Source organism: Streptomyces sp. NPDC096132, from assembly GCF_044763345.1.
In the GTDB taxonomy this organism is placed as follows: domain Bacteria; phylum Actinomycetota; class Actinomycetes; order Streptomycetales; family Streptomycetaceae; genus Streptomyces.
This window is the reverse complement of sequence record NZ_JBIWGA010000019.1, coordinates 44,355-63,414: the sequence shown is the minus strand read 5'-3', so window position 1 is coordinate 63,414 and position 19,060 is coordinate 44,355. Positions and strand designations below refer to the sequence as shown.

The following is a 19,060-nucleotide window of genomic DNA, read 5'->3' as shown; positions in this document are numbered from 1 at the left end:
CATGGGTGGCCGACGGGGGACAAGTACGGGGTGCACGGGGGCACGTACGGGGTACACGGGGGACGCATACGGGGGCACGGGGGACATACCCGGAGGGCCTAGGGGGGCCGACCCCGAGGACCCCGGGGACACGGGGGTCGTATCGCTCGTCGCGGGGGTAGCGAGGGGGTAGCAGGGGGACACCTGAGGGGGAGGAGCGACGCACTGCCATGGGTGAGGTCTTCGCCGGACGCTACGAACTGGCCGACCCGATCGGGCGCGGAGGGGTCGGCGCCGTGTGGCGCGCCTGGGACCACCGCCGCCGCCGTTACGTGGCCGCGAAGGTGCTCCAGCAGCGGGACGCCCATTCACTGCTGCGGTTCGTCCGCGAGCAGGCGCTGAGGATCGACCACCCGCATGTACTCGCGCCCGCGAGCTGGGCCGCCGATGACGACAAGGTCCTGTTCACCATGGACCTGGTGGCCGGCGGTTCACTGGTCCACCTCGTCGGCGACTACGGTCCGCTGCCGCCGGCGTTCGTCTGCACCCTGCTCGACCAGCTCCTGTCCGGGCTCGCGGCGGTGCACGCGGAGGGTGTGGTCCACCGTGACATCAAACCGGCGAACGTACTGCTGGAAGCCACCGGCACCGCCCGCCCCCGGCTGCGTCTGTCCGACTTCGGCATCGCGATGCGGCTGGGCGAGCCGCGCCTGACGGAGACCAACCTCGTGGTGGGGACGCCCGGTTACCTGGCCCCCGAGCAGATGCTGGGCGCCGAACCCGACTTCCCCGCCGACCTGTTCGCCGTGGGCCTGGTCGCGCTGTATCTCCTGGAAGGCGCCAAGCCGGACGCGAAGGCGCTCGTCCAGTACTTCACCGAGCACGGAACTCCGGGCGCTCCGAAGGGAATTCCCGAGCCGTTGTGGCAGGTCGTCGCCATGCTGCTGCAGCCCGATCCCGAGGCCCGCTTCCGTACGGCCACGGGTGCGCGCAAGGCGCTGGCCGCGGCCGCCGAACTCCTCCCCGAGCCCGGCCCCGACGACGAACTCATCGAGATCTTCGACCAACTCGGCCCGCTGCCCAAGGGGTTCGCCCCCGAGGGCCCGCTGAAGCCGTTCCGCAAGCCGACCCCCTCGGCGGACCCGGGGGGAGGCCCACCGCCGCCCCGCCCGGACACCGACCCGGGGTCCGGCGGTCCGGCCATGCCCTTCGACGCCGGCCGGCGGGGTGCGGCGGCTGGGCCTGGGGCTGGGGCTGCGGTTTCGTCTTCGGCCGGGGGCCTCCTGCCCGCCCGGCCGAGCACACCCCCCTTCCCTGCCCACCCGGGCACCCCTTCCCTGCCCGCGCGGCCAGGCGCGGCCCCCGGTCAGGCGGTCACAGGTTCCCTCCCCGGTATGCCTGGCACGCCTCCACATCCCTCCCGTCCGGGCACAGATCCGCTGCCCGCGCAGCCCACCACGCCCCCACCCCTCAGCGTGACCGGCCCAGGCGAAACGTCCCCCCACACACCGTCCGCCCCGGCCTCCGCCCACCACGGCACCGGTCCCCTGCCCGCTCAGCCGGCCGCCTCTCCCCACCCGGCCCCTCCGGCCACGGCCCCGCACCCGGCCTGGCCCGGCACCGGCTCCGTACCGTCGGCCGCCGGTGGAGGCGGCTTCGTCGCCGCGCACCCCGGGGCAGGGGTCGTACCGCAGACCGCCGACCGCCACCACGAGCCGCACTCCGCACCGAGCACCCCGCGGCTCCCCGCGCATCCGCCCACGGTCACGCCCACCCCCACGCCCACCCCGACCCCCTCCATGTCGGACACCGGCAGCTTCCACCTGCCGCCCCCTCTTCCGACGGTCACCGCGACACCACCCCCGACACCCACCCCCACCCCCACGCCCACCCCGCAGTCGTATCTCTCCCCCGCCCCCTACGACCCCACCTTCGCCCTGGCCGCCGCCCGTGGGCCCCACGGCGAGGCGGCTACCGCCTCCTACACCGCGCAGGACCCGGTGGCGGCGGCCCCGCGGCGCCGGGGGCACCGGGCGGTGCGGCGGAGCCGGCCCGGGCCGCCCGCCAAGGTCGCGGTGCCGCTGCTGTTGCTCGCGCTGGCCTGCTACGCCGTGGGGTTCTGGGCGCTGGCGCGTATCTGAGCGGAGGCCCTGCGGCGGGCGGTCAGGGTCCACGCGCCGAGGAACAGCAGCAGCGCGGTTCCGGTACCGAGGCCCACCACCGCGACCACCGTCATCAGGGAGTCGTCACCGGCCGCGGTGGATCCGTCACCCTGATCGAACCCCGAGTCCGCCCCGAAGATCCCGCTCGGCTCCGGGCGCCCCGCGTACCCCGGCCCGGCCTGCGTGGTGCCGGCGAGGCCGACCCGCAACGTCACCTCGTAGGGGCCGTCGCCGAACTGATCGGCGACCTGGGCGGCGAGGTGGACGACGAGGTAGTAGGAGCCGGCGAACCGCACGCTGTTCACGGGGTCCGTGGGGGCGTACCGGTTGACGTACCGGACGGGCGGGACCGGGTCGAGGGAGGCCGACTTCTGGGTGCCGCCGTAGCCGGTGCCCCTGGCCTCGACCCTGGCGCGCACCGGGTTGTAGAGGGTCAGCTCCAGCGCGTCGACCACGTACGAGGACGGGGACGAGGACCCGGCCCCGGCGCCACCGCCGGCCAGGTCGGCCACGGCGTACAGCTGCTGCCCCCAGTCGACCGGCACCTTGTAGAAGACGGTCTCGCCGGGCACCACCTCGTCGCGCCAGACACCCTGCTCGACGGCGGTCGCCGCGGTGAAACCCGCTCCGCCGGACCGCACGACCGGCTCCCCGGTCGGCGGTGCGGGAGTCGCGGAGTCCCAGGCCTCGGGCACGCCCGTGGCGCCGGCCTTCATGAGCGGCGGCTCGGAGACGGGCGCGAGCTCCAGTTCCCAGGGGTCGTCGGTGCCCTCACCGGTGCCGGTGTCCGTCCGCTCGACGACCACGTAGTACGTGCCCGCGTCCTGGCACAGCCCCTTCCCCGGCATGATCTCCCGCGCGCCCCAGGCCGTCACCGGCTGCGGGCTGCGCGCGGCGCCGATCGTCGCCGACTCGTAGGAGCAGTTCGCGCCGTGCGCGTCCTGGACGGAGACCGAGACGCCGTCGCCCACGGCGGGCGTGCTGCCGGGGCGGGGGACCGCGGTGACGGAGACGTACGTGGTCGACGTGTCGTCGAGTTCGAGGCGGTAGTAGGCCTTCTCACCGGCCGGAAGGGTGCTCTTGTACGTCGCGCCGGGCTCCAGGCGTACGGCCCCGGAGGTGCCGGTCGCCGCGCGGGCGTCGCGGACGTCGTCGGCGAAGGCGTACGACGGGACGTCCGGCGCGGCGACGGCGACGGGCGCCGGGAGCGCCCCGCAGAGAAGTACGCCCATGACCACGGCGCGCAGCCCAGCCGCCGCACGCCCCGCCCCCCGGGCCATCAAACCCGCCCCCTCGCCTTGGTCCGAACGTGGCCCATCCTGCCCCGCCGCCCCGGCCTCCACCCCCGCATTCCGCACGAGTGTCCGAAACGCCCGCGTCTATCCGCAAACCCACGCACACGCAACTCGAGAGGAACGCGCGGGACCGCGAGAGGCGGAAACACAAAACCCCGACCGCTACGGCGGCCGGGGTCCGGTTCTGTCTCAGTCTCTGGTGTCGGTACTCACGAACCCGTGGGCACGGAGTCAGTCGCCTCCGTCCACAGATCCTGCTCGGCGCGATCCGCCTGGATCTGGCGGTACACGAGGAGCCCGCCGATGGCGGCCAGTGCGACCAGGAGAAGCTTCTTCACCGCGCGACCTCGTCTTTCCTTGACGTAGGGGACCTCTGGCGCCCGACTATACACACCGACCGATATCGATCGGTGACCTGCGTCGGCCTCTCAACTCCCGCTTTCGGCCGCCCAGTAACTCGTCTCCCTCCTTGCACCCGTCCGAGTGGTGTTCATCGGAACATCGCCCCGTCGTGTGCGTCGGTCCCCCGCTTCGTGCTCCCCATACACATCATGAGCAAAGTACGCAAATCGCCCAACCTGAAAGTGAGGGGCATGATCGAGAACCGGGTCATGAAGCTGTGGACCGCCATCGTCACCGCCTTCCTCGCGCTGTGCACGGCGCTCGGCTTCGTCGCTTCGACCGCCACGACCGCGACGGCGCAGACCGGACCGACGCCACACACCGGACCGAAGCCGCACACCGGCAGCGACAGCACCGGTGGCGGGAACATCGGCAGCGGCTACATCGGCGGCACCGAGAGCACCGGCAGCTTCGAGAGCGTCGACAGCGCGAACATCGGCAGCATCGAGAGCACGGGCAGCGAGTACGTCGGCAGCCGCGCCACCATCGGCAGCGAGAGCGCCGGCAGCGCGAGCACCAGCGGCAACGCGAGCACCGGCAGCACGGAGAGCACCGGCAGCCCGAACAGCGGCGCCGCACCGATGACGACCTGGCCCTCTGTCTTCCCCTGGTACTGGCCCCACGCCCGGTCCCTGCCCCCCACGATCAAGCAGCGCATCCGCGCCGAGGCCCACGGCAAGTCCCCCAGCTGCCGCCACCGCCCCCTCAGCGACGAGGAAGCCGCCGAACACGCCACCGCCTGCGACCTGGCGGAGCCGGCCGAACCCTCCATCCCGCTCCAGCGCTGATCAGAAGAAAACAGACCAGAAGAAAACAGACCAGGAAAAGCAGACCAGCACGACGTGACGGCGACTTGCGTACAGACCGCACGATGCAGGCCCGGCGGCTCCCCGGAGCGACCGGGCCTTCGCCGCGTGCGCACGTCACGGCATTAACCTGAGGCGGTGCCCCAGGACTGCGAACGGACGCCGGTCGTCCGCGACAACGGACGGCACCAGTGGGAGAAGGATCGGGCGCGCGCGCCGAGGACGGTGCGTGCCACGACCGGAGCGACCGAGCGCGACACCGGACTGCACCCTCCCGACCTGGTCTTTCACGCGGAGTACCGCGAACTCCCCGCGCCCTGCCCGCTGGCGGAGGCGTTCGGCGTCCCGGCGGGCACCCTGCTCCTGGAGCGTTCCTACCGCACCCGGTACGGCCCCGAGAGCGCGCCGTTCGCCCTGGTCACCTCCTATCTCGTCCGGGGGATGATCGCCGCCAACCCGGATCTGCTGGACGCGACGAACGAGCCGTGGCCCGGCGGCACCCAGAGCCAGCTGCACACCGTGGGCATCGAGCTGGACCGCGTCGAGGAACGCCTCACCGCCCGCGCACCGACCCCGGCGGAGGCCCGTGACCTGGACCTGCCGTCCGGCGCGCCGGTGATCCAGCTGCGCAAGACGTCGTACGACATCGATGACCGCGTGGTGAACATCGCCGACGTGACGCTGCCCGCCGACCGTACGGAACTGCTGTTCACCACCCGTCTGGAGAGGTGGTGAGTGCCGCCGTGCCCCGGCGCATCATCGTCGTCACCGCGGTCCACGCGCCCTCGGCCCGCTTCCTGCCGGAGGCCTGGAAGTCGCTGCGCGAGCAGGAGCTGCCCGAGGGCTGGGAGTGGCACTGGGTGATCCAGGAGGACGGCACGACGGACGAGGTCGTCCCGTACGTCCCCGACGACGTACGGGTGACCTTCCGCCAGGGGCGCACCGGCGGGCCCGGCGTCGCCCGTACCGTCGCGCTCGCGCACGCCGAGGGCCGGTACGTGAAGGTCCTGGACGCCGACGACCGGCTCACGCCCGGCGCCCTCGCCCGCGACCTGACCGCCCTGGAGGACGATCCCGGGCTCGGCTGGGCGACCTCCCGGGTCCTGGACCTGCTGCCGGACGGCTCCACGGTCGGCTTCCCGGGCGATCCCGCGGGCGGGCCGATCGAGCGGGGAGCCGTGCTCGACCACTGGCGGGCGAACGGCTGGCTCGCCCAGGTCCACCCGGCGTCCCTCTTCGTCCGCCGGGACCTGCTGGCGGCCCTGGGCGGCTGGATGGCGCTGCCCGCGTCCGAGGACACCGGCCTGCTGCTCGCGCTGAACGCGGTGAGCCGCGGCTGGTTCACCCCGGAGGTCGGCCTCCTCTACCGCAAGTGGGACGGGCAGGCCACGGGCCAGGCCTCGCACGTCGACCCCGCCGAACGACAGGCGCGGATGACGATCGCGGAAGCCAGGGCCCGGGCGCTCGCGTCCCTCGGCTGGAGCTACCCCGCCGTCGACTGACCCGCGGCGACGGCCAGCCAGTGGGCGAGCCGTCGCAGGGTCGTCTCGTCGGCGCCGTCCACCAGGGCCCGGACGGCCGTCACGTCGTCCGGGGTGAGGTCGTAGAGGCCGGCCTTGCTCAGGCCCGCCATGAGGACCTGGTGCCGGCGGTCCTCCATGCGTTCCGCGAGCCTGGTCGGTCCCTGGGCGGGGCCGGGCGCCGGCTCCTCGGGCGTCCCGGGGCCGGTCACGGGGGTGGGGGAGGTGTCGTAGCGGTGCCACGCACCGTCCTTCGGACCCCACAGGGCGACCGTCACCTCCTCGTCCCGCGCCCGTTTGACCTGGGTCATCTCGCCCATCGCGTACAGCACGGGCGTCCGGTCGGGCGACTGGGCGGCGGGCCGCCAGGACTGCGAGGACGGATCGTGGAACATCGCGACCCAGCGGGGAGCCCCCGGCGGCTGCGGGCTCTGGGGACGGGTCTGTCGGGTCTCCATGGCGCTCACCTTCCCTTCCGCGGCACACGGCAACACGGCAACACGGCAACACGGCAACACGGCAGGGCGACCATATCTGACGGGGCGTCAGCTAACCAGAGCCCGACGGCCCGCCGTCCCGCTCACCCGTTCCCTCCACTGCGCCGCCTACTGCCCCGCGGCGATCGCCGCCCGCGCCCTGGCCCGGAACGCCTCCAGCTTGTCCACCGGCTCCTTCATCTGCCGGCTGCGGGAGCGGATGCTCACGTCATGGCCCTCGGCGGCCCTCCGCAGCGCGCCCACCGTGGCCCGCTCGCGCGGGATGTGACGGAACGGGTCGAAGGAGTACCAGCGCATCGCGTTCTCGTGGGTCATCTTCGCGATGTCGGCGTCCGGGACCTCGCAGTCGACCAGCACCTCGTGCAGTTGTTCGGGCGCGTCCGGCCACAGGGAGTCGCTGTGCGGGTAGTCGCCCTCCCAGGCGATGTTGTCGATCCCGATGTCGTGCCGCAGGCGTACGCCCAGCTTGTCGGTGATGAAGCAGGTCAGGAAGTGCTCCCGGAAGACCTCCGAGGGGAGCTTGCCGCCGAAGTCCTGGAGGGTCCAGGCCGCGTGCATCTCGAAGGTGCGGTCCACCCGTTCCAGGAAGTACGGGATCCAGCCCGTACCGCCCTCCGACAGGGCGATCCTCAGGTCCGGGTACTCCTTGAGGACCCGGGACCACAGGAGGTCGGACGCGGCCTGGACGAGGTTGATCGGCTGGAGCGTGATCATCACGTCGGGCGGCGAGTCGACGGCCGGGATGGCGAGCCGGCCCGAGGAGCCGATGTGGATCGACAGCACGGTTCCGGTGTCGCAGGCCGCCTTCCACAGGGGGTTCCAGTAGGGGTCGTGGAAGCTCGGGTAGCCGAGCGGGGCCGGGTTCTCGGGGAACGTCATCGAGTGGCAGCCCTTGGCGGCGACCCGGCGCAGCTCGGCCGCGCACAGCTCGGCGTCCCAGATCGCGGGCAGCGCCATCGGGATGAACCGCCCGGGGTAGGCGCCGCACCACTCGTCGATGTGCCAGTCGTTGTACGCACGGACCAGCGCGAGGGAGAAGTCGGAGTCCTCGGTGGCGAACATCCTGGCCGAGAAGCCGGGGAAGGACGGGAAGTTCATCTGGGCGAGGATCCCGCCCGCGTTCATGTCCTTGATCCGCTCGTGGACGTCGTAACAGCCGGGCCGGATCTCGTCCATGCCCTGGGGATCGAGGCCGTACTCCTCCTTGGGCCGCCCGGCCACCGCGTTGAGCGCGGCGTTGCCCACGGTGTTGTCGCGGAACTGCCACACGTCGCTGCCGTCCTCGCGGTGCACGAGGCGCGGGGCGTCGTCCCGGTACCGCTTCGGCAGGTGGTTCACGAAGATGTCCGGCGGCTCGATGATGTGGTCGTCCACGCTGATCAGGATCAGATCGTCCCGTTGCATGTCGGTTCCTCCCGCACGCCCTGCTGGATCCGCACTCTCGATTTTTGAAAACTACATTCTCACTAGACGCGAATCAAGCATCCGGACAGCCGGGCTCATTGCCAGCAGGGTCCGAGTCTCGGCCAAAGGTGATCGGGAAGTGGCCCCGGAAATGGATCAATGAGTGAGAGTGGCAAGCCCGGGGTAGCTCAACTCGGTTCGGGAACCGAGGAGCGGAAAGTGACCGGTGCGCACTGCACACGCCATCGCGCACGCCACACCGTTCGGCACCGGTCCCTCCCCTCGTGCGGACCGCTGCCGAACGGTGCGGGTGACGTCCGGTTGCCCTTCGGATCCTGCCAGCTGGGGCTCGCGGCGAGGAGGGTACCGACATCCGGTCCACCCCGTTACCGCAGGTCAGACATATAAAGTGAGTTTTCCGGTCCGGATTCCAGGTGCGGGGGAAGTAAAGGGGTGGAGACCTTGAGTTTCGACTCAGGGGCACGCACGGCCTTCGCGGAACGCCTCGCGCTGCTGTACAAGGAGGCCGGCAACCCGCCTCTCAAACGCGTGTCCGAGGCCGTCGCCCGGCTCCAGCGGGTCGACGAGCGCGGCCGCCAGGTGCGGGTGTCCGCCCAGCGGATCAGCGACTGGCGCCGGGCCAGGAACGTACCCGCCCAGTTCGCCGCCCTCGCCGCCGTCCTGCACGTCCTGATACCCGACGCCCGGCGCGCCCGCCCCACCCCGGTCTCCCCCGGCCTGTACGACATGCCCCAGTGGCAGCGCCTCTGGGAGCGTGCGCTGGCCGACCCGGTCGCGGCCGGCGAGGGCGCCGCGACCGCCGAGGAGACGGAGAGGGAACAACCCCCGGCCGATGCCGCCGCCGTCCCCGGAGGCGTGTGCCCCTACCGGGGCCTGGCCTCCTACCGTCCGCAGGACGCCCGCTGGTTCTTCGGCCGGGAACGCAGCACCGACGCCCTGGTCGCCCAGCTACGGGCGGCCGGACGCACGGGCGGCCTGGTGATGCTGGTGGGCGCCTCGGGCGCGGGCAAGTCCTCGCTGCTCAGCGCCGGTCTGGTGCCCGCGCTGCGCGAGGGCGCGCTCGGTGACGAGAACGGCGCGGCGAGGGACGTACTGCAACTCGTCCCGGGAGCCGATCCGCTCGCGGAGCTCTCCGCCCGGATCCCCGAGCTCGCGGCCCTGGTGAAAGGGGTACGGGAACCCGCCGTTCCGGAGACGGAGACGACGACGGGGCACGACGTACCGGATCCGAGGGGTACGTCACCGGAGTCCCGCGCTCCGCAAGGACACGGCACATCACCGGCATCCCGCGCCCCGGACCCACGGGACGCGGCACCGACACCCCACGCTCCGGACCCGCACGGCACAGCGGAACGCCGAACTCCGCAACCGCGCCCCGGCACTCGGGAGTTCGCGCACGCCGTACGGGCGGCCGTCACGGCCTGGGCGTACCGGGCGACGACCGACCCCGCGCGACCCGTCGTCATCGTGGACCAGTTCGAGGAGGCCTTCACCCTCTGCTCCGACGAGGCGAGCAGACGCGCCTTCGTCCAGTTGCTGCACGCCGCGGCCACACCCGCCCGGCCGGGGGAGCAGGCGCCGGTGCTCGTCGTCCTCGGCATCCGCGCCGACTTCTACGAGCAGTGCCTCGCCCATCCCGAACTGGCCGACGCCCTCCAGCACCGGCACATGGTCCTCGGCCCGCTGACCACGGCGGAGCTGCGCGAGGCGGTGACCGGCCCCGCCAAGGCCGTCGGGCTCGAACTCGAACCCGGCCTCGCGGAGTTGATCGTCCGGGAGGTCAGCGCCGACGGTCCGCGCGGCGCCCATGACGCCGGTGTCCTGCCCCTGCTCTCGCACGCCCTGCTCGCCACCTGGCAGCGCCGCAAGGCCGGCCGGCTGACCCTGGCCGGCTACCGCGCGGCCGGCGGCATCCAGGGCGCCGTCGCCGCGACCGCCGAACGGGCCTGGTCCGGCCTGGATCCGGCCGCCCGGAGCGCCGCCCGGCTCCTCCTCCTGCGGCTGGTCCGGCTCGGCGAGGACACCCAGGCCACCCGCAGGCGCGGCACCCGCCGTCAGCTGGCGCAGGAGTCGACGGACCCCGGCGCGACGGAGGAGTCCCTCGAGGCGCTGGTGCGCGCCCGGCTGGTGACACTGGACGCGGAGTCCGTGGAGATCACCCACGAGGCATTGCTGACCGCGTGGCCGCGGCTGCGCGAGTGGATCGACGAGGACCGCAGCGACCATCTGCTGCGCCAGCGCCTCGAGGAGGACGGCCGGTCCTGGGAGGGCTCGAACCGCGACTCCTCGCTGCTCTACCGGGGTTCGCGCCTGGAACAGGCCCACACCTGGGCGAAGTCGGCCGGCGACACCTTCCTCACCCGCAGCGCGGTGGACTTCCTGGCCGCGTCGGTCCGACTGCGCCGGCGCACGGTGTGGATCAGCCGGGGCGCGGTGTCGGCCCTGGTGGTGCTGGCGATGCTGGCGGTCGGCGCGGCGGTCGTCGCGTGGCAGCAGCGCAATGACGCCGTGTTCGAACAGGTGGTCGCCGAGGCGGACCGTGTCCAGTACACGGACCCGTCGCTGTCCGCCCAGCTCGACCTGGTGGCCCACCGGCTACGGCCGGGTGACGAGGGCGCGCGCAACCGGCTGATCTCGATCGTCAACGCCCCGCTGGCCACCCCGCTCCTCGGCCACACCGGCGCCGTCTATCTCACCTCGTTCAGTCCGGACGGCAAGACCCTGGCCACCGCCAGCTACGACCGGACGATCCGCCTGTGGAACGTCGCCGACCCCTCCCGGCCCGAGCCGCTGGGCAAGCCCCTCACCGGCCACAGCAGCTGGGTGAGCAGCGCGGTCTTCAGCCCGGACGGTCACACGCTCGCCGGCGCGGGCGACGACGGCACGATCCGCCTGTGGGACGTACGCGACCCCGCCACGCCCCGCCCCCTCGGCAAGCCCCTCGCGGCCCGGGGCGGCGGCACGATCTACCTGGTCGCCTTCAGCCCGGACGGCAAGACCCTGGCCTCCGCCAACGAGGACAGCGAGGTCCGCCTCTGGAACGTCGCCGACCCGTCCGCCCCCACGGCCCTCGCCACCCTGCCCGGCCACACCGCCGCCGTACGCTCCGTGGCGTTCACCCCCGACGGCCGCACGCTCGCGACAGGCGGCGACGACAACACCGTACGACTCTGGAACACGACGGATCCCGGCCACCCGCACCCCCTGGGCCGGCCCCTCACCGGCCACGACGGCACGATCCACTCCGTCGCGTTCAGCCCCGACGGGAAGACGCTGGCGTCGGGCAGCGCGGACGACACCGTACGTCTGTGGAGCGTGACGGACCCCTCGCACGCGACCGCCCTGGGCGCCCCCCTCACCGGTCACACCGGCCCGGTCTGGTCCGTGTCGTTCAGCCCGGACGGCTCGCTGCTCGCCGCCGCCAGCGCGGACAGCACGGCCATCCTGTGGAACGTCAGCGATCCGGCGTACCCGTCCCAGGTCGGCGAGCCCCTCGCCGGCAGCAGCGGTGAGATGTACGCCCTCGGCTTCAGCCCCGACGGCACCACCCTCGCCACCGGCAGCGGGGACAACAAGATCCGCCTGTGGTCGGTGCCCACGTCGGACATGATCGGCCGCAGCGGAGCGTTCCGCCCGGACGGGCGGGTGCTCGGCACGGCCGCCCGCGACGGACGCGTCCACCTGTGGAACGTGGAGCGCCCCGACCGGCCCGAGCCGCTCGGCGCACCGTTCATGCCCGCGGACGGCGGCTACCGTTCGCTGGCCTTCTCCCCCGACGGCCGCACGCTCGCGGTACTCACGGACAACCGGGCGGTCCACCTCTGGAACGTCGCGGACCCGGCCCACCCGGTCTCCTACGGATCGCCGATCACCCTGCGCACCCGCTTCACCGGCCCCGACGCCCTCGCGTACAGCCCCGACGGCCGCGTCCTGGCCACCGGCTACGACGACCGCACCATCCAGCTGTGGAACGTGTCCGATCCCACCCGCCCCGCCCCGCTGGGCTCCCCGCTCACGGGCCACAAGGGATACGTCAACGCCCTGGTCTTCAGCCCCGACGGCAAGACACTGGCATCCGGCAGCGCCGACGGCACGATCCGCCTGTGGAACATCACCGACCCGACGAAGGCCGCCGGCCTCGGCAACCCCCTCAAGGGCCACTCGGGCCCGATCAACGCGCTCGTCTACAGCCCCGACGGCAAGACACTGGCATCCGGCAGCGACGACGACACGGTCCGCCTGTGGAACATCACCGACCCCACGAAGGCCGCCGGCCTCGGATCCCCCCTCACCGGCCACTCCGAAGCGGTCGTCTCCCTCACCTTCAGCCAGGACGGCGGCACGCTCGCCAGCGGCGGCAACGACAACACGGTCCGCCTCTGGAACGTCCGCGTCCCCTCCGACGCCTCCCCCATCGGCCAGTCGATGAGCCCCAACGCCAAGACCGGCAACTTCCTCTCCTTCAGCCCCAACAGCCAGATGCTGGGCGTCTCCAGCGGCGCCGACACCGTCCGCCTCTGGAACCTCGACGTCGACCAGGCCATCACCCACATCTGCTCCACCACCCGGAACGTCCTGACCCCCCAGAAGTGGAACGAGTACCTGCCCCGCCTCTCGTACGATCCTCCGTGCGACAGCTGACTTCCGGAGTGATCCCGATCACAACTCACCACTCCGCCCGACCAGTCGCCTCCCGTTGATCAACCACCCTTGTTAGCCTTGGCCCAAGCCCGGTCGCTGGTGCATCCCCCGTCGCCAGCGACCGGGCCTTTTCATGCCGAGATCCGGCGCCGGCCGCCGCTGTTCGCGCCCGCCGGAGCGGCGAGGCCTGCGCCCGGCCTGCCGCCGGCGAATTCACTTTCGTTGCATAAAGCGCGGATTACACAAATTAAAAAACGTTCTCATCAACGTTTCCCCCGCGCTACGGTCACTCATTTGCCGCGCAACTGGAGGAGTGGGCACCGCGTTAGCGGGACATGACGAAACCAATGCCTCTCGACCTGCCCCGCCGCACAGCGAGGACGGCGCCCCTGCCCCCCGCCGGCGATGTGACAGTGGGGAGATACACCTACCTGCCCGGCAAGGACGAAAGCCGAGCCACCGAGTCCCTGATCATGGAGTTTCTCACCCTGTTGGACGCGGCCCAGGAGGAACTCAATCGGCGGTGGAGCGGCCAGAGAAAGTCTGACTTCCACACGGACCGCATGTGACGTGAGCGAATGACCATGAATCATGACTATGTGGATCTCTCGTTTACGCAGCGTGAATGGTACCCCGACGCATACCCTTTCGGGTCGGGTACCGGCTGGCACGGCGGTCCTGTCGACGCCCTGCACTCAGGGGCACCCTTGGAACCTCCTGATCCGGGGTGGGACCCGGTCGAGGAACTCGCCTATCTCCTGCAGGACGCCGTGCCGACGGAGCGGCCCACCGTGCCGCCGCCGCGCAGCGAGCCGTCGTCCGGCGTCGAGTTCACCGACCCGCTGGAGAATCTGGCACAGATCACGGCGCAGTTGCCGCCCATCCGGCATTCTTCCGCCGGGCATCGGAAGATCCGGGTCCGCAAACTTCGCTTCAGGTGGTTGCAGACCGGCAGTTTTGTGATCGTCGCATTCGTGGCCGTCATCGTGGCGATGGTCAGTGTCTTCGGCGCCATGGCCACCTACGCGCCTCTGCAGCACATCACGTCCGGAGCGAAGGGCGGGAAAACCTCCTGGTGGCCGCTTCTCGTCTACGGCCCCTGGATTGTGGCCTCACTCTCCATTCTGCGCAATGCCTTGCATCGGCGCCGGGCTCTGCACTCATGGTTCGTCGTTCTGATGTTTTCCTCTGTCGCGATAATGCTGTGCGTGACTCAGGCCGAGAAAACCCTCGCCGGCATCGCAGGAGCCGCCCTGCCGGCCATGGCGTCCCTGGCCTGCTTCCAGCAACTCGTCCGGCAGATCACCTTGACCCTGCCACCACGACAAACCGCGTCCCGCCACCGGCAATAGCCAGGCTTCGGCCCTACCTACCTGCGCCGGGTGTGGAGATTGCCCAGGGAAGCCGGTAGCAGCGGGTGGGCCGGGCTGCGGACGCTGATGGAGGACAGGGATGGCGAGGCGACTGGCCCAGGAAGCTCCGGCCGCGGGAGGACGGAGCAACATCCTGAAGATCGTCGCCGCGTTGGCCGTGGTGCTCGCCGCGCAGGCGTTGTTGGCGTTGTGCCTGGTCAGTGCCCAACAGCTTCTGGTGCCACGGAACATGCCCTTCGGCGTGGCCGGCCCTCCCTCCCCTGTGGTCGCCGCGGTGGCATCGCGCACTGGCCTCGACCTGTCCTCCTATCCGAACGAGTCAGCGGTCATGGACGCGGCGGATCGGGGCGAGCTGTACGGCGCGTACCTCGACAAGGGTTCGTCCGACACCTTGATCGTGGTCCCGGCGAAAAGCTTCTTCGCCCAGACGGAGCTGGAGTCGGCGTTCCTGGACGCGGCGCACAAGCTGGGTCGCTCCGTCACCGTGCAGACGGTCAGGCCGCTTGCCTCCAGCGACCCGATCGGCGCCGTGACGTCGCTGTTGCTGCTGCCGCTGCTGATCGGCGGCTATCTGGCGGCCGTGCTGGTCTTCAAGGCGGCTCATGGTGTCGCCGCCGCGCCGTGGCGGGCGGCCATCCTGATCGGATACGCCCTGGTGGGCGCGCTGCTGACCGACCTGATCGCCGGACTGGGGATCGGTGCGTACTCCAGCAGCCACTTCTGGCCGCTGCTGCCGTGCTTCTGGCTCATCACCTCGGCCGTGGCGCTGGCGGCCGCCGCGATGCAGGCGCTTTTGGGCAGGCTGGGCACGCTGCTGGTGGCGGTGCTGTTCATCGTCATCGGCGGTCCGCCGGCGGGTGGACTGGGCACGTACCTGTTGCCGGTCTACTGGCGCAACATCGGAGTGATCCTCCCGCCGCAGAGCGCGGTGACCCTGGTCAACCACGTGCTCTACTTCGACGGGAACGACATCTCCACCCCGCTGGTCGTGCTGCTCCTGTACGTCGTTGCCGGAACGGCCGTCATCGCCTGGTTCGGCCGCATCCGCCCGGCCAGGTCGGCCACCGCGGCAGGCGGTCCGCAGCCCCCGTCGCCGCCGCCGGGCAATGCGGCGAGCGCTCCCGACCGCCGCCGGGCCGTGATCGGGATGCTCGTCGCGCTGGGCATCTGCGCCGTCATGCAAAGCCTGTTCGCCACCACCTACATGAGCGCGGGGCATGCCCCCAAGGCCTCCAACCTCCCGTTCGGCGCGGTCGGATCCTCGCCCGTCCTGGCCGCGGCCGAGAAGAACATCTCCCTGAAGGTCACTGACTACCCGGACGAAGCGGCGGCGAAGTCCGCCATCGACCAGGCCCGCATCTACGGTGCGCTGGTCTCGTCCGGTGGATCGAACACCCTGATCGTGGTGCCCTCCCTGAGTGACCTGGCGCCCCTCGATCTCGCGGTGCGGTTCGAAGAGGCCGCCCGCGGCACCGGGCAGAAACTGGAAGTCCAGCAGTACGCCCCGCTCCCGCTGGCAGCCAAGGACCCGTTCGGCCTGGTCCAGGCACTCATGCTCGTTCCCCTGCTCATCGGTGGATACATGAGTTCGACCCTGCTCCTGTCCGCCACCGGTAAGGCGGCAGGGCGCTGGCGTGCCGCCCAGCTCGCCGGGTTCGCCGTCGTCAGCGGTCTGAAACTGCTCGGACCCATCGGCACCCTCGTGACGGTCGTCGCGATGATCCTGCTGGGCAACCCGTCCTCGGGCGGTGCGAGTGGAGTGCCGTACCTGCCTGCGTTCTGGCGTGACATCGGGCCCTACCTGCCGCCCCGCAACGGCTACATCCTGCTGCACCACACCATCTACTTCGACGGCCACGGAACCAGCCAGGCACTGATCAACCTGCTCATCTATCTCGGCGTCGCCGCGATCGTCCTCATCGTGCTCGACCTGCGCCGCACCGAAGCGAAAGTGCCCACCGACGCGACCGAGGCCGCAGCCGTGTCCGTCCCGATGGGAGCCGTGCCGTGAGAGGTCCGGTTCCGCGGTCAACCACTGGTGTCAAAAGACCCCCGGACCGTGACAAGATCACGGGATGCTGCGACTCACCGATTTCATCATCGACTGCCCGGACACGATGAAGCTTGCGGCTTTCTACTCCGAGGTGACGGGCCGTCCGATCAAGGAAGGCAGCTCCGAGGACTGGGCCGGCATCCAGTTCGGCGAGATCGAGCTGGCATTCATCCGGGTGGACGACTACCGCGCTCCGCAGTGGCCCGACAGCGAGCACCCCAAGCAGTTCCACCTCGACTTCGAAGTGGACGAGATCGAGTCCGAGCAGCGCCGCGTCCTCGACCTCGGCGCGACGCTGAGGCAGGACTTCATCGGCCCCAACGGCTACGGCTGGCAGGTCTACACCGACCCGATCGGCCACCCCTTCTGCCTGTGCCGCAACAAGGGCGTCATCTGGACCGACCAGGGCCCGATCTGGCCCAAGCACAACTGATCAGCCGCCCACTTCCTCACCCACCACTCTCCCCAGCACACCCCACTGGTCCGGCTCGCCCGGCACACCTGCGTTGATGTCAAAGGCCCCCAACCATGATCGGTTGGGGCCTTTGTGCTGGTGGGGCTAAAAGGATTTGAACCTGCGGCCTCATCCATATCAGGTCGGTCACACGGGGCGGCGACCTCGGTCATACGGCCGTGGCGCTGCACGACGGATGACCCCGGCGCGTCTTCGCAGCGATCGCTTGGGCTCGGAGCGTCCGGAGAGCGATGATTCACCCCTTCTGACCAGGTGTTTCAAAATCTGTGCGGCTGGTTCGTCGACTTTGCCGACGAACCCCCACGGCGGTGGACACGACGAAGTGACCGCAGCCACCTATCTGGAGATGAACGTGACGAGTGAGAGTTCGGGATCCGTCCCGGCACCGAGGCGCAGGTTCTCCGGCCTGCGTCATGCGCTCACGGGCGGACGCGAGCGGACCGAGGCCGAGGCGAAGGCCGAGGTCCTATGCCGACTTCAGGAGCGCGGGGACTACTGGCACAACCTGCTGCGCCGGAAGCTCCCCAAGGGAGGCTGTCGACGACGCTTTCGGACAATTTAGCGTCAAGGTGACCGAGGCCTGATTCGAGGGACTCCACAGCGACAGCGGAGTCCCGGGATTAGGCAGTTTCGTTTGGATCGGCTGGACGTTGGTCCGGGCGTGCCAGCCCAAGCGTTACCAGAAACGCTGGAGAACTCCTTCCTTGAATACATGAGGACTCACCGCCAATTCGCCCATGAACGGGTGATCCAGCGTTACAATGAGGGCCGCGCTGAAACCGAGCAGTACGCTCACTGCCATCGCCAGAAAAAAGTGAGTGACGAGACTTTCAATTTCGAGCATGCAGACGAGAAGTGTGACCGCCAGGCCGCCGCCAAGAACCAGGGCGTAAAAGATCGGAGGCAGGCTGTGGTCGCTCCGCTCGATCCGTTGACGCCGGTTGAGGATCACCTCGTCCAGATTCTTTACCATGTCTCCGTAGAATACGGATTCCTTGGCTGAATCAGGTGTCTGCCGTTGAATTGTGGAGATTAGATTCTCGAGCGGCTGGCTGGCTACGGCCACTTTCTTCCCAGCCTTCATGGTTGGCCACTCACCCTCCACGACATCATGAACATAGTAATCCACGGCACCGTCGACGGCCGCGCGTGCCTCACCGTCGAAAACTTGCGCGTTCCGGACCAGCTGCGAAAGTGCTGTTGCCTCCCCGGCCACATCTGTCCGTGACGTCTGAAGTTCCTGCCATAGCACAACAATACTGAAAGCCAGAATCACGCCGTAAATAGCTCCATATAGACCCAAAGCAACCGGCAGCCCTTCGTTGAGCTTAGGGAGATATGGCTTCACAAATCGGCGTACGACGGCGAGCAAAATGGCCCCGGTCAAGGCGAAGACTCCGACGACCAGCAAGACGAGTGTCGGCCCGGGCATATGGCTCAACAGCCATCGACTCACTTCAACAGCCCTTCTTCACAGTTGTGGCAACCTGCGCGCGTGGCCAGCGCGGACATCGCATTGAGCCGGCGCTTCGCCCTGATGCTCATGAGAGCACGTCTTCAGGTCAGGCCGTCAGATACCACGCTGAACGAGCCGACCGGAAAGGACACCGTGAAGTTGTCCCGTGCATCCAGGCAGGTGGACACCGGGACGGGTGAGCCCAGGGAAAGCAGTGCCAGGTGAGTCCCGGCGTCGCTGCACGGGTGGCCGGTGGCGGGACCACCGGGAGATGATCGATGCGATCGCGTTTCGAACACCTGCATCGTCAAACCAGAACGGGAGCACAACACCCACGCCAAGTACGAGTCCAAGGTCCGGCTCTACCTGCTCCCCCACGTCGGCAAGAAGCCGCTCACCAAGCTGACGCCCGCCCAGCTCCGCGCCCTCATGGCCACACTGAGGCGGGAGGAGGTAGGCGCGGCCACCCTCTTCGAGGTTGCTGCGCGTCCTCCGGAACGCCCTCAACCGGGCCATGCGCGAAGAGCTGCTCACGCGCAACGTCGCGCTCCTGGTCGACATGCCCAAGGTCAACAAGGACAAGGGCACGGCGTGGAGCGCACGGGAAGCGATCACGTTCCTCCGCTCGACCCGCGCGCACCGCCTCTACGCGGCCTGCGTCCTGGTGCTCGTCCTCGCCGAGCACGGCGGCATGATCGACCCCACCGGCTTCTCCCGGTGCTTCGATCGCCTCGTGAAGCGGGCCGGCGTCCGCCGCATCACGGTCCGGCTCGCCCGGCACACCTGCGGCACCCTGCTGGCCTTCCCGCCACTGGTCGCCCTCGTTCGCGTCAACCATGGGTGTCAAAAGACCCCCGGACCGATGGTCCGGGGGTCTTCTGGCTGGTGGGGCTAACAGGATTTGAACCTGTGGCCTCATCCTTATCAGGGATGCGCTCTAACCAACTGAGCTATAGCCCCGCCGCGCTCTGCGGTG

The 19,060-nt window shown here is 70.1% G+C and carries 14 protein-coding genes and 1 tRNA gene; 9 read left to right on the top strand and 6 right to left on the bottom strand.

Translation table 11 applies throughout. The features are described 5' to 3' along the window. Window positions 1–209 precede the first annotated feature (209 nt). Window positions 210–2,120, top strand: a complete 1,911-nt coding sequence (locus ACIRF9_RS35980; RefSeq protein WP_403831034.1) for a protein kinase — start codon at window positions 210–212, stop codon at window positions 2,118–2,120. Here the strand turns inward: ACIRF9_RS35980 and ACIRF9_RS35975 are convergent. Together ACIRF9_RS35975 and ACIRF9_RS35970 are read right to left on the bottom strand one after the other, a co-directional pair. Further along, window positions 2,084–3,373: a hypothetical protein gene (locus ACIRF9_RS35975; protein WP_403831031.1), complete on the bottom strand. Its 1,290-nt coding sequence runs from the start codon at window positions 3,371–3,373 to the stop codon at window positions 2,084–2,086. The genes ACIRF9_RS35980 and ACIRF9_RS35975 overlap by 37 nt on opposite strands. Window positions 3,374–3,645: 272 nt before the next feature. Next, window positions 3,646–3,774, bottom strand: coding sequence for a DLW-39 family protein (locus ACIRF9_RS35970; protein WP_003999697.1), 129 nt, complete (start codon window positions 3,772–3,774; stop codon window positions 3,646–3,648). Window positions 3,775–4,419: 645 nt separating this feature from the next. Between ACIRF9_RS35970 and ACIRF9_RS35965 the strand changes: the two genes are divergently transcribed. The 3 genes from ACIRF9_RS35965 (at window position 4,420) to ACIRF9_RS35955 (ending at window position 6,146) form a co-directional block, all read left to right on the top strand. Beyond that, complete coding sequence (locus ACIRF9_RS35965) at window positions 4,420–4,626, top strand: DUF6344 domain-containing protein (RefSeq protein WP_403831285.1); 207 nt, start codon at window positions 4,420–4,422, stop codon at window positions 4,624–4,626. A 156-nt stretch (window positions 4,627–4,782) separates the two neighbouring features. Then, window positions 4,783–5,379 carry a UTRA domain-containing protein gene (locus ACIRF9_RS35960; RefSeq protein ID WP_403831028.1) on the top strand — a complete coding sequence of 199 codons (597 nt, stop codon included), beginning with the start codon at window positions 4,783–4,785 and terminating at the stop codon, window positions 5,377–5,379. Beyond that, a complete protein-coding gene (locus tag ACIRF9_RS35955) occupies window positions 5,376–6,146 on the top strand; it encodes a glycosyltransferase family 2 protein (protein WP_403831025.1) in 771 nt (256 codons plus the stop codon). The genes ACIRF9_RS35960 and ACIRF9_RS35955 overlap by 4 nt, the downstream gene beginning before the upstream one ends. On the opposite strand, the gene ACIRF9_RS35950 is transcribed toward ACIRF9_RS35955, so the two are convergent. Beyond that, window positions 6,128–6,622: a hypothetical protein gene (locus tag ACIRF9_RS35950; RefSeq protein ID WP_403831022.1), complete on the bottom strand. Its 495-nt coding sequence runs from the start codon at window positions 6,620–6,622 to the stop codon at window positions 6,128–6,130. The two genes, ACIRF9_RS35955 and ACIRF9_RS35950, sit on opposite strands and share 19 nt — an antisense overlap. Window positions 6,623–6,769: 147 nt before the next feature. Next, window positions 6,770–8,065 carry an amidohydrolase family protein gene (locus ACIRF9_RS35945; RefSeq protein ID WP_403831019.1) on the bottom strand — a complete coding sequence of 432 codons (1,296 nt, stop codon included), beginning with the start codon at window positions 8,063–8,065 and terminating at the stop codon, window positions 6,770–6,772. Between the two features lie 462 nt (window positions 8,066–8,527). Here ACIRF9_RS35945 and ACIRF9_RS35940 point away from each other — a divergent pair, with 462 nt between their 5' ends. From ACIRF9_RS35940 to ACIRF9_RS35925, 4 genes are all read left to right on the top strand, one after another. Further along, window positions 8,528–12,727 (top strand): AAA family ATPase, encoded by a 4,200-nt coding sequence (locus ACIRF9_RS35940; RefSeq protein WP_403831016.1) that lies wholly within the window; start codon window positions 8,528–8,530, stop codon window positions 12,725–12,727. Between the two features lie 584 nt (window positions 12,728–13,311). Continuing rightward, entirely contained in the window at window positions 13,312–14,079 is a 768-nt protein-coding gene (locus tag ACIRF9_RS35935) for a DUF2637 domain-containing protein (protein ID WP_403831014.1), read from the top strand. A 100-nt stretch (window positions 14,080–14,179) separates the two neighbouring features. Beyond that, entirely contained in the window at window positions 14,180–16,111 is a 1,932-nt protein-coding gene (locus ACIRF9_RS35930) for a hypothetical protein (RefSeq protein WP_403831012.1), read from the top strand. A gap of 64 nt (window positions 16,112–16,175) precedes the next feature. Further along, window positions 16,176–16,586 (top strand): VOC family protein, encoded by a 411-nt coding sequence (locus tag ACIRF9_RS35925; protein WP_403831009.1) that lies wholly within the window; start codon window positions 16,176–16,178, stop codon window positions 16,584–16,586. A gap of 718 nt (window positions 16,587–17,304) precedes the next feature. On the opposite strand, the gene ACIRF9_RS35920 is transcribed toward ACIRF9_RS35925, so the two are convergent. Next, window positions 17,305–18,084 (bottom strand): DUF4239 domain-containing protein, encoded by a 780-nt coding sequence (locus ACIRF9_RS35920; RefSeq protein WP_403831007.1) that lies wholly within the window; start codon window positions 18,082–18,084, stop codon window positions 17,305–17,307. A gap of 478 nt (window positions 18,085–18,562) precedes the next feature. On the opposite strand from ACIRF9_RS35920, the gene ACIRF9_RS35915 reads away from it, so the two are divergent. Further along, window positions 18,563–18,979, top strand: a complete 417-nt coding sequence (locus tag ACIRF9_RS35915; RefSeq protein WP_403831005.1) for a hypothetical protein — start codon at window positions 18,563–18,565, stop codon at window positions 18,977–18,979. On the opposite strand, the gene ACIRF9_RS35910 is transcribed toward ACIRF9_RS35915, so the two are convergent. After that, window positions 18,968–19,044 (bottom strand) — tRNA-Ile (locus ACIRF9_RS35910). The genes ACIRF9_RS35915 and ACIRF9_RS35910 overlap by 12 nt on opposite strands. Window positions 19,045–19,060: the final 16 nt, after the last annotated feature.